The following is a 13,002-nucleotide window of genomic DNA, read 5'->3' on the forward strand; positions in this document are numbered from 1 at the left end:
CTGCACCCGCCAGGGTGAGACCCTGGCCGCCGGCTAATACCAAGGGGCGTTGATAATTACCCATTTGATGGCGCGCGGCGGCCCGCCGGGTGCGTTGCGACCCTTGCCCGATGCGGGTGCATCGCGCTGCGAGCCGCGCCTGCCCGGCGGGCCGCCGCGCGCCATCAAATGGGTAATTATCAACGCCCCTTGGTATTAGCCGGCGGCCAGGGTCTCACCCTGGCGGGTGCAGTCGGCGGCGGCCAGCTCGACGAAGGCCTCGGTGATCGCCTCCGGCGGCTTCAGGCTCTCCGGATCCTCGCCGGGGAAGGCCTGGGCGCGCATGATCGTGCGCACGACGCCGGGGTCGATCAGATTGACCCGGACCGCGGTCTTGGCGGTCTCGGCGGCGTAGATGCCGATCAGCATTTCCAGCGCCGCCTTGGAGGTGGCGTAGGCGCCCCAGTAGGGGATCGGCCGGGCGGCGGCGCCCGAGGTCACGAAGATGGCGCGGCCCGCGTCGGAGCGGCGCAGCAGCGGGTCGAGGCTGCGGATCAGCCGGAAATTGGCGGTCAGGTTGACGTCGATGACCGCCTGCCAGGCCGCCGGATCGCCGTGGCCCAGCGGCGACAGGGTGCCGAGGATCCCGGCGTTGCCGACCAGGACGTCGAGCTTGCCGAAGCGTTCGTAGAGCGAGGCGCCCAGGGCGTCGATCCTGTCGAAGTCGCGCAGGTCCAAGGGGACCAAGGTCGCCGGCTTGCCGCCTCCCTGGCGGATCTGGTCGTCGACCTCCTCCAGCCCGCCGACCGTCCGCGCGGTCAGGATCATCTGGGCGCCCTCGGCGGCGAAGCGCCGGGCCACGGCGGCGCCGATGCCGCGCGAGGCGCCCGTCACCAGGGCCAGGCGGCCGTCGAGGCGCCCCTTTGAGGTCTCAGCCGTCACGGGGTCAGGCGAGCTCCGCCAGCAGCGAGAGCTGCCCGGGCGAGTTGTCGGCCAGATCGGTCAGCCGGGTCGGGTAGGCACCGGTGAAGCAGGCGTCGCAGAACTGCGGCCGCTCCGGATCGCGTCCCGGCTGGCCCACGGCCCGATAGAGCCCGTCGAGGGAGACGAAGGCCAGGGAATCGGCGCCGATGTACTCGGCCATGCCGGCGACGTCGTAGCGCGAAGCCAGGAGCTCGCCGCGCTGAGGCGTGTCGATGCCGTAGAAGCAGGACTGCGTGGTCGGCGGCGCCGCGATCCGCATGTGGACCTCCTTGGCGCCGGCGGCCCGGACCATCTCGACGATCTTGGCCGAGGTGGTGCCGCGGACGATGGAGTCGTCGACCAGGATCACCCGGCGGTCCTTGATGAAGGCCCGGTTGGCGTTGTGCTTGAGCCGGACCCCCAGGTGCCGGATGTGGTCGCTCGGCTCGATGAAGGTGCGGCCGACGTAGTGGTTGCGGATGATCCCCAGCTCGAAGGGGATGCCGGCCTCTTCGGCGTAGCCGATCGCCCCGGGCACGCCGGAATCGGGCACAGGGATCACGACGTCGGCCTCGATGGGCTTCTCCCGCGCCAGTTCGGCGCCGATCCGCTTGCGCGCTTCGTAGACGCTGCGCCCCTCGACCACCGAATCGGGCCGGGCGAAGTAGACGTATTCGAAGATGCAGAAGCGGCTGGCGGCGGCCGGAAAGGGCCTGAGGGAATGGACGCCCGAGTCGTCGAGCACCACCATCTCGCCGGGTTCGACGTCGCGCAGGTAGTCGGCGCCGATGATGTCCAGGGCGCAGGTCTCGGAGGCAACGATGTGGGCGTCTCCCAGGCGGCCCAGGACCAGGGGGCGGACTCCCAGGGGATCGCGCACGCCGATGACCGCGGTCTCGGTCATCGAAACCAGCGAATAGGCGCCCTCGATCTGGCGCAGGGCGTCGGTCATGCGGTCGAGCAGGCCGCCGGCCGGGGAGGTCGCCATGAGGTGGACGATGACCTCGGTGTCTGAGGTCGACTGGAACAGCGAGCCGCGCTTGACCAGCTCGCGGCGCAGCTGCAGCGCGTTGGTCAGATTGCCGTTGTGGGCCAGGGCGAAGCCGCCGAACTCGAGATCGGCGAAGAGCGGCTGGACGTTGCGCAGGATGGTCTCGCCCGCGGTCGAGTAGCGTACGTGGCCGATGCCGATCTGGCCGGTGAGGCGGGCCATCAGGGCTTCGCTGGCGAAGATGTCGCCGACCTGGCCGAGGTCCCGGTGGCTGCGGAACTGGCTCCCGTCGGAGACCACCATGCCCGCGGCCTCCTGGCCGCGGTGCTGCAGCGCGTGGAGACCCAAGGCGATGTGCGCGGCGGCGTCGCTGCCGGCGCCGAAGATCCCGAAGACGCCACATTCCTCGCGGAGCTTGTCGTCGTCGAAGAGGTCGGCCTTCGGCCGGGGGAGAGCTCTACTGGGCACTTTCGATCAGGCGCTCCATGTTGGCCCGCTCAGCGTCGCGATAGCCTTGGGTTTCGTCCGCGGCCGCGTCCTTCGAGGGCGGCGCGATCAGCAGCTGATAGGCGCGCTCGGCGGCCTCGGCGTCGTCCTGGAGGGCGCCAAAACTGCTTCTTTCCTTGAGGATCTCCTCGGGAATGAAGCTCGCGATCAAGCCTGCACCCTGCTGGATCAGGGGCATGGTGCGGGCTTCGCGCAGGGTCGGCGGCCAGTCCTTGGACGGCACGAAGTAGTCGACCGCCAGCCACAGGGCCGAGACAATCAGTGCGCCGCGTAGGATTCCGAAGATGAAGCCGAGGCTCCGGTTGAGCGGCTGCAGCTCGCTGCCGTGGATCGGCCGCGACACGAAATGGGCGATGATCGACAGGCCGATCAGCACGGTCAGGAAGATCATCAGGCCGCCGGCGATATCGGCCACCACCTCGATGGAGATGAGCTGGCGCATCAGCGGCTGCACCAAGGGCAGCCCGGCATAGGTGGCGACGCCTGCGACGACCCAGGACAGCAGCACCAGAAGCTCGCGCAGGAACCCGCGCAGAAAGGCGAAGAGCCCCGAAAGCACGAGGATCGCGACCACGACCAGGTCGGTAACGTTGATCGGGAAGGACTCCATGGGCGCTCGCCTTCTCCCGCTGGGCACCGTCTAGCGCAGAAAGGTCCCCGCTGGCAATGCCGGCGTGGCCGGCCCCGACCGGCTCCTAGTCCGGCATCTCCGCAAAAAAATCAAACAGATCAAGCAAGTGCCGGATCTCCTTCAGGGTCATCCCCGAGCCCTCGGGCTGATCCTTGCGCCGACGGGCAGGCCGCAGCGCGGTGGTGAAGCCCAGCTTCGCGGCCTCCTTGAGGCGCGCCTCGGCCTGGCTGACCGGCCGGACCTCGCCGGACAGCCCGATCTCGCCGAACACGACGCAGCCCTCGGGCAGGGCGCGGTCCCGGGCCGAGGAGACCAGGGCGGCGGCAACCGCCAGATCGGCCGCCGGCTCGGTGATCCTGAGCCCGCCGGCGACGTTGAGGTAGACGTCCTTGCCGGCCAGGTTCAGGCCGCAGCGGGCTTCAAGCACCGCCAGGACCATCGACAGGCGACCGGCATCCCAGCCGACCACGGCCCGGCGCGGCGTTGCCAGGGGCGAGGCCGAGACCAGGGCCTCGATCTCGACCAGGACCGGCCGGGTGCCCTCCAGGCCGGCAAAGACCGCCGCCCCTGAGATATTGGTGTTGCGCTCGGCCAGGAAAAGGGCCGAGGGGTTCGCCACCTCCTGCAGGCCGCGGTCGGTCATCTCGAAGACGCCGATCTCGTCGGTCGGCCCGAAGCGGTTCTTGGTCGCGCGCAGCAGACGGAACTGGTGGCTGCGCTCGCCTTCGAAGGTAAGGACGGCGTCGACCATGTGCTCCAGGACCTTGGGGCCGGCGATCACGCCGTCCTTGGTGACGTGGCCGACCAGGAGCAGGGCGAAGCCGCGCTGCTTGGCCAGGCGGATCAGCTCCTGGGCGCTGGCCCGGACCTGGGACACCGTGCCGGGCGCCGAGTCCAGGCTGTCGACGTACATGGTCTGGATCGAGTCGATGATCGCGACCTGCGGTGCCTGCGCGCTGTCCAGGGTGGCCAGGATGTCCCGGACCGAGGTCGCCGCCGCCAGCTGCACCCGGCTTTCTGCCAGCGCCAGGCGCGCGGCCCGCAGGCGGATCTGGTCGACCGCCTCCTCGCCGGAGAAGTAGGCGCAGGCGAGACCGGCTTCGGGGCCGTCCTGTGCCCCCGCTCCGGTCAGGGCCGCGGCCACCTGGAGCAGCAGGGTCGACTTGCCGATGCCGGGATCGCCGCCGACCAGGATCGCCGAGCCCGGCACCAGCCCGCCGCCGCAGACCCGGTCGAACTCGAGGATGCCGCTATGCCGCCGGGGCAGGGGCGCTTCGCTGCCTTCAAGGCCGACCAGATCGATCGGCCGTCCGGCCTTGCGCTGGCCGCGGCTCAGGCCGCCCGGCAGGCTGTCGCGCCCGGTCTCCTCGACGATGCTGTTCCATTCGCCGCAGCCCTCGCAGCGGCCCGACCAGCGCACGTGGGCGGTGCCGCAGGACTGACAGACGAAGCGTGGCGCAGCCTTTGCCAAGACCCTCTGATCCGCAAGTGTTACGAGTCGTCGCTCTGCCGCCTAGAGCGGCTCAACGGCCATGCGTATCGGCCCTTCGGCCCGGCCGTGGATGAACTGGTCCACGTGGTCGTTGCCGGAGCGGTCGACCTCGGCCACCGAGCCGGCCCAAATGATCTTACCCTCGAAGAGCATCGCGATGCGATGGGCGATCTTGCGGGCGCTGGCCATGTCGTGGGTGATCGACAAGGCCGTGGCGCCCAGCTCGTGGACGCACTCGACGATCAGGTCGTTGATGACGTCGCCCATGATCGGATCGAGGCCGGTGGTCGGCTCGTCGAAGAAGATGATCTCGGGCTCGGTCGCGATCGCCCGGGCCAGACCGACGCGCTTGCGCATGCCGCCCGAGAGTTCGGCCGGTCCGAGCTCGGCGACGTCCGGACCGAGGCCGACCGCGGCCAGCTTCTCCAAGGCGATCTGCTTGGCCAGGGCGCGCTGCATGCCTTCGCCCTGGATCAGGCCAAAGGCGACGTTCTCCCAGACCGGCAGGGAATCGAAGAGCGCGGCGTTCTGAAACAGCATGCCGAACTTGCGCATGACCGCGTCCTGCTCCTCGCCGCGCAGGCCGACCACGTTCTCGCCGTCGACCTCGATGGTCCCGGCGTCCGGCTCCAGCAGGCCCAGGATGCACTTCAGCAGGACCGACTTGCCGGTGCCCGAGCCGCCGATCACGACCACCGACTCGCCGACGCCGACATCCAGGTCGAGCCCTCTGAGCACATGCTTCTCGCCAAAGGCCTTGTGCAAGCCCCGGATCCTGATCTTTGGCACGTCGGGCGATTTCATCGGGCGAAGAAAGCCTCGGTGATGATGTAGTTGAAGCTGAGGATCAGGATCGACGCCGAAACCACGGCGTTGGTGGTCGCGGCGCCCACGCCCTGCGCGCCGCCGCGCGAATAGAAGCCGTGGTAGCAGCCCATCAGGGTGACCAGGAACCCGAAAACGGCGGCCTTCACCAGGCCTGAGATCACGTCCTGGGCCTCCATGAAGTCGACGGTGTTGGTCAGGTAGTTCGAGGGATTGAAACCCAGCTTGTAGACCGAGACCACGTAGCCGCCGAAGACGCCGATGACGTCGGCGACCAGGACCAGGAGCGGCAGCATGGTCAAGCCGGCGATCAGCCGCGGCGCGATCAGGTACTTGTAGGGATTGGTCGCCAGGGTCGAGAGGGCGTCGATCTGCTCGGTCACCCGCATGGTTCCGATCTCGGCCGCCATGGCAGCGCCGATGCGGCCGGCGACCATCAGGCCCGCCAGCACCGGACCAAGCTCGCGGGTGATCGAGACCACGACCACGTTGGGAATCGCGCTCTCGGCCGAGAAGCGGGCGAAGCCGGTGTAGCTCTGCAGGGCCAGAACCATGCCGGTGAAGATCGCGGTCAGGCCGACCACGGGCAGGGAGTAGTAGCCGATCTCGACCATCTGCCTGAGGATCAGCCGGGGGTAGAGCGGCGCCCGAAAGCAGCTGAAGACCGAGGCCAGGGAGAAGATCGTCACCCGGCCGGTTGCGGCCAGAAAGAACAGGAAGGTGCGGCCTATCGGCTGAAGAATCGGCATGGCGTCACGCGCTGAGATAGACGCGCCGATAGCGGCGCCCGAGTGAGGTGAGGATCTCGTAGCCGATCGTCCCGGCCTCCTCGGCCAGGCGATCGAGGCCGTCGCCGGGTGCGATCAGGTCGACCGGCGCTCCGGGACGGACGTTCTCGGCCGGCACCTTGGTCACATCCAGAGTGATCAAGTCCATGGATATCCGTCCCACGACCGGTGCCGCGTTGTCGCCTAGAAAGGCGGTGCCGCGGTTCGACAGCGATCTGAGGTAACCATCAGCATAGCCGACCGCGACCGTCGCAATGCGGGTCGGCCCCGCCGCGCGAAAGGCGGCACCATATCCAACGGTCGTGGGGGCGTCAATCTCGCGCACCTGCAGGATTCTTGCTTGCAGCCGAACCACTTGTGCCATGGGGTTGGTCTGACCCGGGGTCGGGTTGACGCCGTAGAGGGCGACCCCGGGCCGGGCGAGTTGGAAGTGGAACTCGGCCCCCAAGAAGATTCCTGAGGAGTTGGCGAAGCTGGCCGGCAAGGCCGGCAGGCGCGCCCGGGCGGCTTCGAATAGGGCCAACTGCTCGCGGTTCTTCGGGTTCTCCGCCTCCTCGGCACAGGCAAGGTGGCTCATCACCAGCAGCGGATCCAGGCCGTCCAGCCGGCCGGGCTCCTCGGCCAGCACGTCCAGCTCGGACGGCGGCAGGCCGAGACGGCTCATCCCGCTGTCGACATGGATCGCCGCCGGCAGGGCCGAGCCGGCGGCCAGCGCGGCCTCCCGCCAGGCCGCGATCTGGCCGAGGCTGTTGAGGACCGGGATCAATCCGGCGGCCTGGAAGTCGGGGCCGAGCCCGGCCTCGAAGCCGCTCAGGATAAAGATGCGGGGCGCCGGCTCGACACCCGCCAAGGCCTCGCGCAGGGCCAGGCCCTCGAAGGGCAGAGCGACGAAGAAGTCGCGGACGCCGGCATCTGCCAGCGCCGGGCCGACCTGCGTCACGCCCAGGCCATAGGCGTCTGCCTTGACCACGGCGGCGCAGGCGGCGCGCGCCAGTTTCTTGCAGAGCCGGCGGTAGTTTTCCTGGATGGCGTCCAGGTCGATGGTCAGCAGGGCGCCGTGGCGGAGCAGCTCGGCGTCGGGCCCGTCAGTAGGGGCCATCGGGCAGGTGCTCTGAGTCGACGTAGTTGCTGAACTTCGTCGTCGCGCCTTCGAAGGCCAAGCGCACGGTACCGGTCGGCCCGTGGCGCTGCTTGCCGATGATCACCTCGGCCATGCCGTAGACCTTCTCGCAGCGCTCCTGCCAGGCTTGGAAGCGCTGGTGGAACTTCTCCTCGCTCTCATCGGCCTTCTGGCCCGGCTGGCTGCGCTCCAGGTAGTACTGCTCTCGGAAAACGAACATCACCACGTCGGCGTCCTGCTCGATCGAGCCGGACTCCCGCAGGTCGGCCAGCTGCGGGCGCTTGTCGTCGCGCTGCTCGACCGCGCGGGATAGCTGCGACAGCGCGACCACCGGCACGTTGAGCTCCTTGGCGATGGCCTTCAGGCCGCGGGTGATGTCGGAGATCTCCTGGACCCGGTTCTCGGTCGCCCGGCCCGCGGTCGGCCGCATCAGCTGCAGGTAGTCGACCACGATCATCGACAGGCCCTTCTGGCGCTTCAGACGCCGGGCGCGAGTCCGCAGCTGGCTGACCGAGATCGCCGGCGTGTCGTCGATGAACAGCGGGACGCGCTCCAGCTTGTGGCTCGCTTGCACGATGGCGCCGAAGTCCTCGTTCGACATCTCGCCGCGGCGGATCTTCTCGGACGGCACCCGGCTCTCCTCGGACAGAAGGCGGGTCGCCAGCTGCTCGGCCGACATCTCCAGCGAGAAGAAGCCGACCACCGCGCCGTCCTTGCCCTTGGTCTCGAGGTTCTTGCGCCCGGCGTTGAAGGCGATGTTGGTCGCGAGCGCCGTCTTGCCCATCGAGGGCCGGCCGGCGAGGATAATCAGGTCGCTGGAGTGGAGGCCGCCCAGCAGCTTGTCGAGGTCGGTGAACTCGGTCGCCACGCCCGACAGTCCGCCGTCGCGCTTGAAGGCGGCCTGCGCCATGTCGAGGGCCGTGGTCAGCGCGGTCTTGAACTCCTGGAATCCGCCTTCGGTCTGGCCTTCCTCGGCCAGGCGGTAGAGCTGCTCCTCGCAGGCCTCGATCTGGTCGCCCGCGTCCTGCTCCAACTCGACGTCGAAGGCGTCGTTGACCATGTCCTCGCCGAGCGCGATCAGCTGCCGGCGCAGGTAGAGGTCGTGGATCACCTTGCCGTAGTCGACGGCGTTGATGATCGAGGGCACGGCGGCGATCAGCTGGGCCAGGTACTGGGCGCCGCCGACCTCGGCGAGAGTCTCGTCGCGCTCGAAGTAGCCCTTCAAGGTGACCGCGTCGGCGATCTGGCCGCGCTCGATCATCTGGCCGCAGGCGGCGTAGATGCGGCCATGAGTCGCGTGCGCGAAGTGATCGGGGATCAGAAAGTCCGAGACCTTCTCGAAGGCGGCGTTGTTGGCGAGTATCGCGCCGAGCAGGGCCTGTTCCGCTTCGTAGTTGACCGGCGGGCTCCGGTAGTCACCGGGCTCGACCCTCTCGCGCAACTGCAAGACCAAGTTACCACCCCCTCTCTGAGCAAGGCGCCGAAGCTAGCAAAGCCGAGCCGGATGGCCCAGCCGCAATTCCCGGAATAAACAGAAGGAAGACGGGGATAAGTCGCAAAGCCATCGTGCGCCGGGCCCAATCGTCACGCGCCGCAAAGTCGCGACGCGAAGTCGGAGTCGCCGGTTAGAGACTACGGCGCGCCTGCGTCCGGCTCAACCTTGGCCGCCGCCCTGCGCAGAAAACCGGGACGGAGAAAAAGGCCGGGCCTAGGGCCCGACCTCATTTCGTGATCGACGTCTTCGCGACTCGGACGGCGCGGCGCGCCCGTGATGGATCACGAAGTCTCCTCTGCCTCGTCTCCGGTCGCGGCCTCCTCGGCCGCGGCTTCCGGCTCGCCGGACCCTTCTTCTTCGGCTTCGATCTCGGCCAGAGTCGCTTCCAGTGCCGCTTCCTCGGCCTCGAGCTGCTCCTGCACGGTCACGACCCGCCCGGCCTTGGCCTGGCTCTCGGCTTCGGCCTCCGAGCGGGCGACGTTGGCGACGACGGTCACCGCGACCTCGGGGTGCAGGCGGACCTTGATCGGATGCAGCCCCAGCATCTTCGTCGCCTTGTCCATGACGACCTGGCTGCGCTCGATCGTGAAGCCCGCCTCGGTCACCGCCTCGGCGAGGTCGCGCGCCGTCACCGAGCCGTAGAGCTGGCCGGTGTCTCCGGCCTGCCGGATCATCACGACCTGCAGGTTGTCGAGCTTCTCGGCGACGCTCTCGGCCTCCTGCTTGCGTTCCAGGTTCTGCGCCTCGAGCTGCGCGCGTTGCGCCTCGAAGACGGTCAGGTTGTTCTTGGTGGCCCGCAGCGCCTTGCGCTGCGGCAGCAGGTAGTTGCGCGCGTAGCCCGGCTTGACCTTGACCACGTCGCCCATCTGGCCGAGCTTCTCGATGCGTTCCAGCAGAATGACTTCCATCGGACTTCCTCCGGCGGCCGGGCGGGCAGGCACGAGGCGCCGTGCCGCGCGACGGGCCGCCCCGATTGCTTATCTCTCGACGTAGGGCAGCAGCGCCAGGAAGCGCGCCCGCTTGATCGCCTGGGCCAGCTCGCGCTGCTTCTTGGTGGACACGGCCGTGATGCGGCTCGGGACGATCTTGCCCCGCTCCGAAAGAAAGCGCTGCAGAAGCCGCGTGTCCTTGAAATCGATCTTCAGCGCCTTGGGGCCCGAGAAGGGGCAGCTCTTGCGGCGGCGGAAGAAGGGGCGGCGCGGTCCGCCGCCCTTGCTGACGATACGGACGCTCATTGCTTGTCTCCTTCGGCGCTGGCCGTTTGCTCGGCGGGCCGGTCTCCGCCCGACCTATCGCCGCCCGACCGGTCACCGCCCGAGCGGTCCCCGCCTCGGCGGTCGCCGCCGTGGCGATCTCCACCGCGGCCCTCCGAGCGATGTCCCGGCCTGCGGTCGTCGCGGTCGAAACGACGGCCGCCTCTGCCGCCGTCGCGCCGGTCGCGCGCCTGCATCATCACCGAGGGGCCTTCCTCCAGCTCGTCGACCTTGATGGTGAGGTAGCGGATCACGTCCTCGTTCAGGCGCATGTTCCGCTCCATCTCGCTCACCGCGGTGCTGGGCGCGTCGATGTTGAAAAGGGTGTAGTGGCCCTTGCGGTTCTTCTTGATCTTGTAGGCGAGGCCCCGCAGGCCCCAATACTCGCGCTTGGCGACCTTGCCGCCGGCGTCTTCGATGATCTTGGCGAATTGGTCTGCGATGCCTTCAGCTTGGCTCGCAGAGATGTCCTGGCGTGCGATGAACACGCTTTCGTAGAGCGGCATCGGGTTCTCCCCTTGGCTGTTAGGGCGGGCCAGTGCCGCGCCGCCTTCGGCGCCGATCGGCGATCTGGCCCTGAGCCGACCCGCAGGACTGCCGAGGTCGCGGGGGCCGGCGAGGAGCTTCTATGGGCGGCGGACTATAGCCAAATCGGCCGCCTTGGCAAGGCCCCCAGGGGCGGCTTTCGCGAAGCCCGGTCACGGCAGGCTCCGGCTGAAAACCGGGGCCGGCGGCGGGCGCCGTCTTGACAGGGTGGGGGCAGCCGCTATTGCTACGCCGCTTCATCACGGACTGCAGGATTCCCGATCATGGCGAGGGCCTTCATTTTCCCCGGGCAGGGCAGCCAGGCCGTCGGTATGGGCAAGGAGCTGGCCGAGGCATCCACTGTGGCACGGCACCTTTTCCAGGAGGTCGACGACGCGCTGTCCCAGCACCTGAGCCGGCTGATGTTCGAAGGTCCGGAGGACGAGCTCCGGCTGACCGAGAATGCCCAGCCGGCGCTGATGGCGGCGAGCCTGGCGGTGGTCCGGGTGCTCGAGCAGGAGGCCGGCGTCGACCTGGCCGAGGCCGGCGATCTCGTGGCCGGCCACTCTCTGGGCGAGTATTCCGCCCTCGCTGCGGTCGGCGGCTTCGAGGTCGCCGAGGCGGCCCGGCTGCTGAAGCGGCGTGGGCAGGCCATGCAGGCCGCGGTGCCGGTCGGCGAGGGGGCCATGGCGGCCCTGCTCGGGCTCGATCTGGAGGCGGCGACCGAGGTCGCCGAGGCGGCCGCCCAGGGCGAGGTTTGCGCGCCCGCGAACGACAACGCGCCGGGCCAGGTCGTGGTCAGCGGCCACAAGGCGGCGGTCGAGCGCGCGCTCGAGGTGGCCGCCGAGCGCGGCGCGCGCAAGTCCGTTCTGCTGCCGGTCTCCGCGCCCTTCCATTGTTCGCTGATGGCGCCGGCCGCCGAGGCCATGGCCGAGGCCCTCGGCCAGACGCCGCCGCGCGAGCCGCGCCTGCCCCTGGTCAGCAACGTCAGCGCCGAGGCGGTCACCGATCCCGAGTCGATCCGCTACCTGCTGGTCCAGCAGGTCACCGAGATGGTCCGCTGGCGCGAATCGGTCCTTTTCATGAAGGCCCGGGGCATCGACACCCTGATCGAGCTGGGCGCTGGCAAGGTGCTCAGCGGCCTGACCCGGCGGATCGATCGGGATCTGACCGGCATGGCGGTCGGTGGGCCCGGGGACGTCGAAGCGCTGCAGAAGTCGCTCTAGGCGATGCGCGGCAAGACCCGAGAGAGCGGAGGAAAGCCCCATGTTTGACCTCAAAGGCCGGAGCGCGCTGGTGACCGGCGCGTCCGGTGGCATCGGCGGGGCCATCGCCAAGGCCCTTCACCGGGCGGGCGCCAAGCTGGCGATCTCCGGCACTCGGCGCGACGCCCTGGAGGCCCTGGCCGGCGACCTGGGAGACGGCGTCCAGGTCCTGCCTTGCGATCTCGCCGATCCGGCCGCCACGGCGGCCCTGGCCGGACAGGCCGAGGAGGCGCTGGGCCAGCTCGACATCCTGGTCAACAATGCCGGCCTGACACGCGACAACCTCTCGATGCGAATGAAGGACGAGGACTGGGGGCTGGTGCTGGAAGTGAACCTGACCGCCGGTTTCCGCCTGGCGCGGGGCGCAATGCGCGGCATGATGAAGCGGCGCTGGGGCCGGATCGTCGGAATCACTTCGATCGTCGGGGTCACCGGCAACCCCGGGCAGGCCAACTACGCGGCGTCCAAGGCCGGGATGATCGGCATGAGCAAGTCTCTGGCCCAGGAGGTCGCGAACCGGGGCATCACCGTCAACTGCGTCGCCCCGGGCTTCATCCGGACGGCAATGACCGATGCGCTCGACGAAAAGCAGCACGAACGGCTTCTGGGGGCGATCCCGGTCGGACGCCTGGGCACGCCGGACGACATCGCGGCGGGCGTGGTCTTCCTGGCCAGCGAGGAAGCGGCCTATGTCACCGGACAGACCTTGCACGTCAACGGTGGAATGGCAATGATATAGGCCCTGAAGCACCTTCCAAGCGGCCTTCGATGATGCGGTTCTCGGGCGCTGGTGTCGCCGGATGAACTGTGATAAGAGGCGGCGTTTCATGGCGGCGCCGGCCGGTTCGACAAGCTAGCCAAAGCCGCGAACTTCCTGAAGAGCGGGCAAGAAAGAGCAAGGATCTGCAATATGAGCAACGACATTGCCGAGCGCGTCAAAAAGATCGTTGTCGAACATCTTGGCGTGGACGAAGCCAAAGTCGCCGAGACGGCGAGTTTCATTGATGACCTCGGCGCGGATAGCCTGGATACCGTCGAGCTCGTGATGGCCTTTGAAGAGGAATTCGGCTGCGAGATTCCCGACGACGCCGCCGAGAAGATCGTGACCGTCGGCGACGCCGTGAACTTCATCAAGGAAAACTCCTAGCCCCTTCGGAAAGGGACCTTG

General features: G+C 68.6%; 14 protein-coding genes. 3 read left to right on the forward strand and 11 right to left on the reverse strand.

The genetic code is table 11. From position 1 onward, the window contains the following. Nucleotides 1-195: 195 nt before the first annotated feature. From QNJ30_05570 to rpsF, 11 genes are all read right to left on the reverse strand, one after another. Nucleotides 196-921 (reverse strand): SDR family NAD(P)-dependent oxidoreductase, encoded by a 726-nt coding sequence (locus QNJ30_05570; protein ID MDJ0942908.1) that lies wholly within the window; start codon nt 919-921, stop codon nt 196-198. 4 nt (nt 922-925) lie between these two features. Next, complete coding sequence (gene purF / locus QNJ30_05575) at nt 926-2,401, reverse strand: amidophosphoribosyltransferase (GenBank protein MDJ0942909.1); 1,476 nt, start codon at nt 2,399-2,401, stop codon at nt 926-928. Then, nucleotides 2,391-3,050, reverse strand: coding sequence for a CvpA family protein (locus QNJ30_05580; protein ID MDJ0942910.1), 660 nt, complete (start codon nt 3,048-3,050; stop codon nt 2,391-2,393). The genes purF and QNJ30_05580 overlap by 11 nt, the downstream gene beginning before the upstream one ends. A gap of 85 nt (nt 3,051-3,135) precedes the next feature. Next, nucleotides 3,136-4,542 (reverse strand): DNA repair protein RadA, encoded by a 1,407-nt coding sequence (gene radA / locus QNJ30_05585; protein ID MDJ0942911.1) that lies wholly within the window; start codon nt 4,540-4,542, stop codon nt 3,136-3,138. A gap of 42 nt (nt 4,543-4,584) precedes the next feature. Continuing rightward, nucleotides 4,585-5,367, reverse strand: coding sequence for an ATP-binding cassette domain-containing protein (locus tag QNJ30_05590; GenBank protein MDJ0942912.1), 783 nt, complete (start codon nt 5,365-5,367; stop codon nt 4,585-4,587). Beyond that, nucleotides 5,364-6,137, reverse strand: a complete 774-nt coding sequence (locus QNJ30_05595; GenBank protein MDJ0942913.1) for an ABC transporter permease — start codon at nt 6,135-6,137, stop codon at nt 5,364-5,366. Before QNJ30_05595 ends, QNJ30_05590 begins: the two co-directional genes overlap by 4 nt. A gap of 4 nt (nt 6,138-6,141) precedes the next feature. Next, complete coding sequence (gene alr, locus QNJ30_05600; protein ID MDJ0942914.1) at nt 6,142-7,275, reverse strand: alanine racemase; 1,134 nt, start codon at nt 7,273-7,275, stop codon at nt 6,142-6,144. Beyond that, the gene (locus tag QNJ30_05605) at nt 7,262-8,749 is read right to left on the reverse strand and encodes a replicative DNA helicase (protein MDJ0942915.1); all 1,488 of its coding nucleotides are present in this window, start codon (nt 8,747-8,749) and stop codon (nt 7,262-7,264) included. Before QNJ30_05605 ends, alr begins: the two co-directional genes overlap by 14 nt. Nucleotides 8,750-9,072: 323 nt before the next feature. Further along, complete coding sequence (gene rplI / locus QNJ30_05610; protein ID MDJ0942916.1) at nt 9,073-9,699, reverse strand: 50S ribosomal protein L9; 627 nt, start codon at nt 9,697-9,699, stop codon at nt 9,073-9,075. Between the two features lie 69 nt (nt 9,700-9,768). Further along, nucleotides 9,769-10,026 (reverse strand): 30S ribosomal protein S18, encoded by a 258-nt coding sequence (gene rpsR, locus QNJ30_05615; protein ID MDJ0942917.1) that lies wholly within the window; start codon nt 10,024-10,026, stop codon nt 9,769-9,771. Further along, nucleotides 10,023-10,550, reverse strand: a complete 528-nt coding sequence (gene rpsF / locus QNJ30_05620; GenBank protein ID MDJ0942918.1) for a 30S ribosomal protein S6 — start codon at nt 10,548-10,550, stop codon at nt 10,023-10,025. Before rpsF ends, rpsR begins: the two co-directional genes overlap by 4 nt. 303 nt (nt 10,551-10,853) lie before the next feature. Here rpsF and fabD point away from each other — a divergent pair, with 303 nt between their 5' ends. The 3 genes from fabD to QNJ30_05635 all read left to right on the forward strand — a co-directional run bounded on the left by fabD (nt 10,854) and on the right by QNJ30_05635 (nt 12,981). Then, nucleotides 10,854-11,795 (forward strand): ACP S-malonyltransferase, encoded by a 942-nt coding sequence (gene fabD / locus QNJ30_05625; GenBank protein MDJ0942919.1) that lies wholly within the window; start codon nt 10,854-10,856, stop codon nt 11,793-11,795. 40 nt (nt 11,796-11,835) lie between these two features. Continuing rightward, complete coding sequence (gene fabG / locus QNJ30_05630; protein MDJ0942920.1) at nt 11,836-12,573, forward strand: 3-oxoacyl-[acyl-carrier-protein] reductase; 738 nt, start codon at nt 11,836-11,838, stop codon at nt 12,571-12,573. 171 nt (nt 12,574-12,744) lie between these two features. Continuing rightward, nucleotides 12,745-12,981, forward strand: a complete 237-nt coding sequence (locus QNJ30_05635; GenBank protein MDJ0942921.1) for an acyl carrier protein — start codon at nt 12,745-12,747, stop codon at nt 12,979-12,981. The last annotated feature ends 21 nt before the right edge of the window (nt 12,982-13,002 follow it).

It is taken from the genome of Kiloniellales bacterium (assembly GCA_030066685.1).
In the GTDB taxonomy this organism is placed as follows: Bacteria; Pseudomonadota; Alphaproteobacteria; order Kiloniellales; family JAKSBE01; genus JAKSBE01.

Excerpts from the sequence above, each read along its gene's own strand:
- QNJ30_05580 (MDJ0942910.1), bottom strand. The coding sequence starts at position 3,050 with ATGGAGTCCTTCCCGATCAACGTTACCGACCTGGTCGTGGTCGCGATC.
- QNJ30_05590 (MDJ0942912.1), bottom strand. The coding sequence starts at position 5,367 with ATGAAATCGCCCGACGTGCCAAAGATCAGGATCCGGGGCTTGCACAAG.
- QNJ30_05595 (MDJ0942913.1), bottom strand. The coding sequence starts at position 6,137 with ATGCCGATTCTTCAGCCGATAGGCCGCACCTTCCTGTTCTTTCTGGCC.
- alr (MDJ0942914.1), bottom strand. The coding sequence starts at position 7,275 with ATGGCCCCTACTGACGGGCCCGACGCCGAGCTGCTCCGCCACGGCGCC.
- rplI (MDJ0942916.1), bottom strand. The coding sequence starts at position 9,699 with ATGGAAGTCATTCTGCTGGAACGCATCGAGAAGCTCGGCCAGATGGGC.
- rpsR (MDJ0942917.1), bottom strand. The coding sequence starts at position 10,026 with ATGAGCGTCCGTATCGTCAGCAAGGGCGGCGGACCGCGCCGCCCCTTC.
- rpsF (MDJ0942918.1), bottom strand. The coding sequence starts at position 10,550 with ATGCCGCTCTACGAAAGCGTGTTCATCGCACGCCAGGACATCTCTGCG.
- fabD (MDJ0942919.1), top strand. The coding sequence starts at position 10,854 with ATGGCGAGGGCCTTCATTTTCCCCGGGCAGGGCAGCCAGGCCGTCGGT.
- fabG (MDJ0942920.1), top strand. The coding sequence starts at position 11,836 with ATGTTTGACCTCAAAGGCCGGAGCGCGCTGGTGACCGGCGCGTCCGGT.
- QNJ30_05635 (MDJ0942921.1), top strand. The coding sequence starts at position 12,745 with ATGAGCAACGACATTGCCGAGCGCGTCAAAAAGATCGTTGTCGAACAT.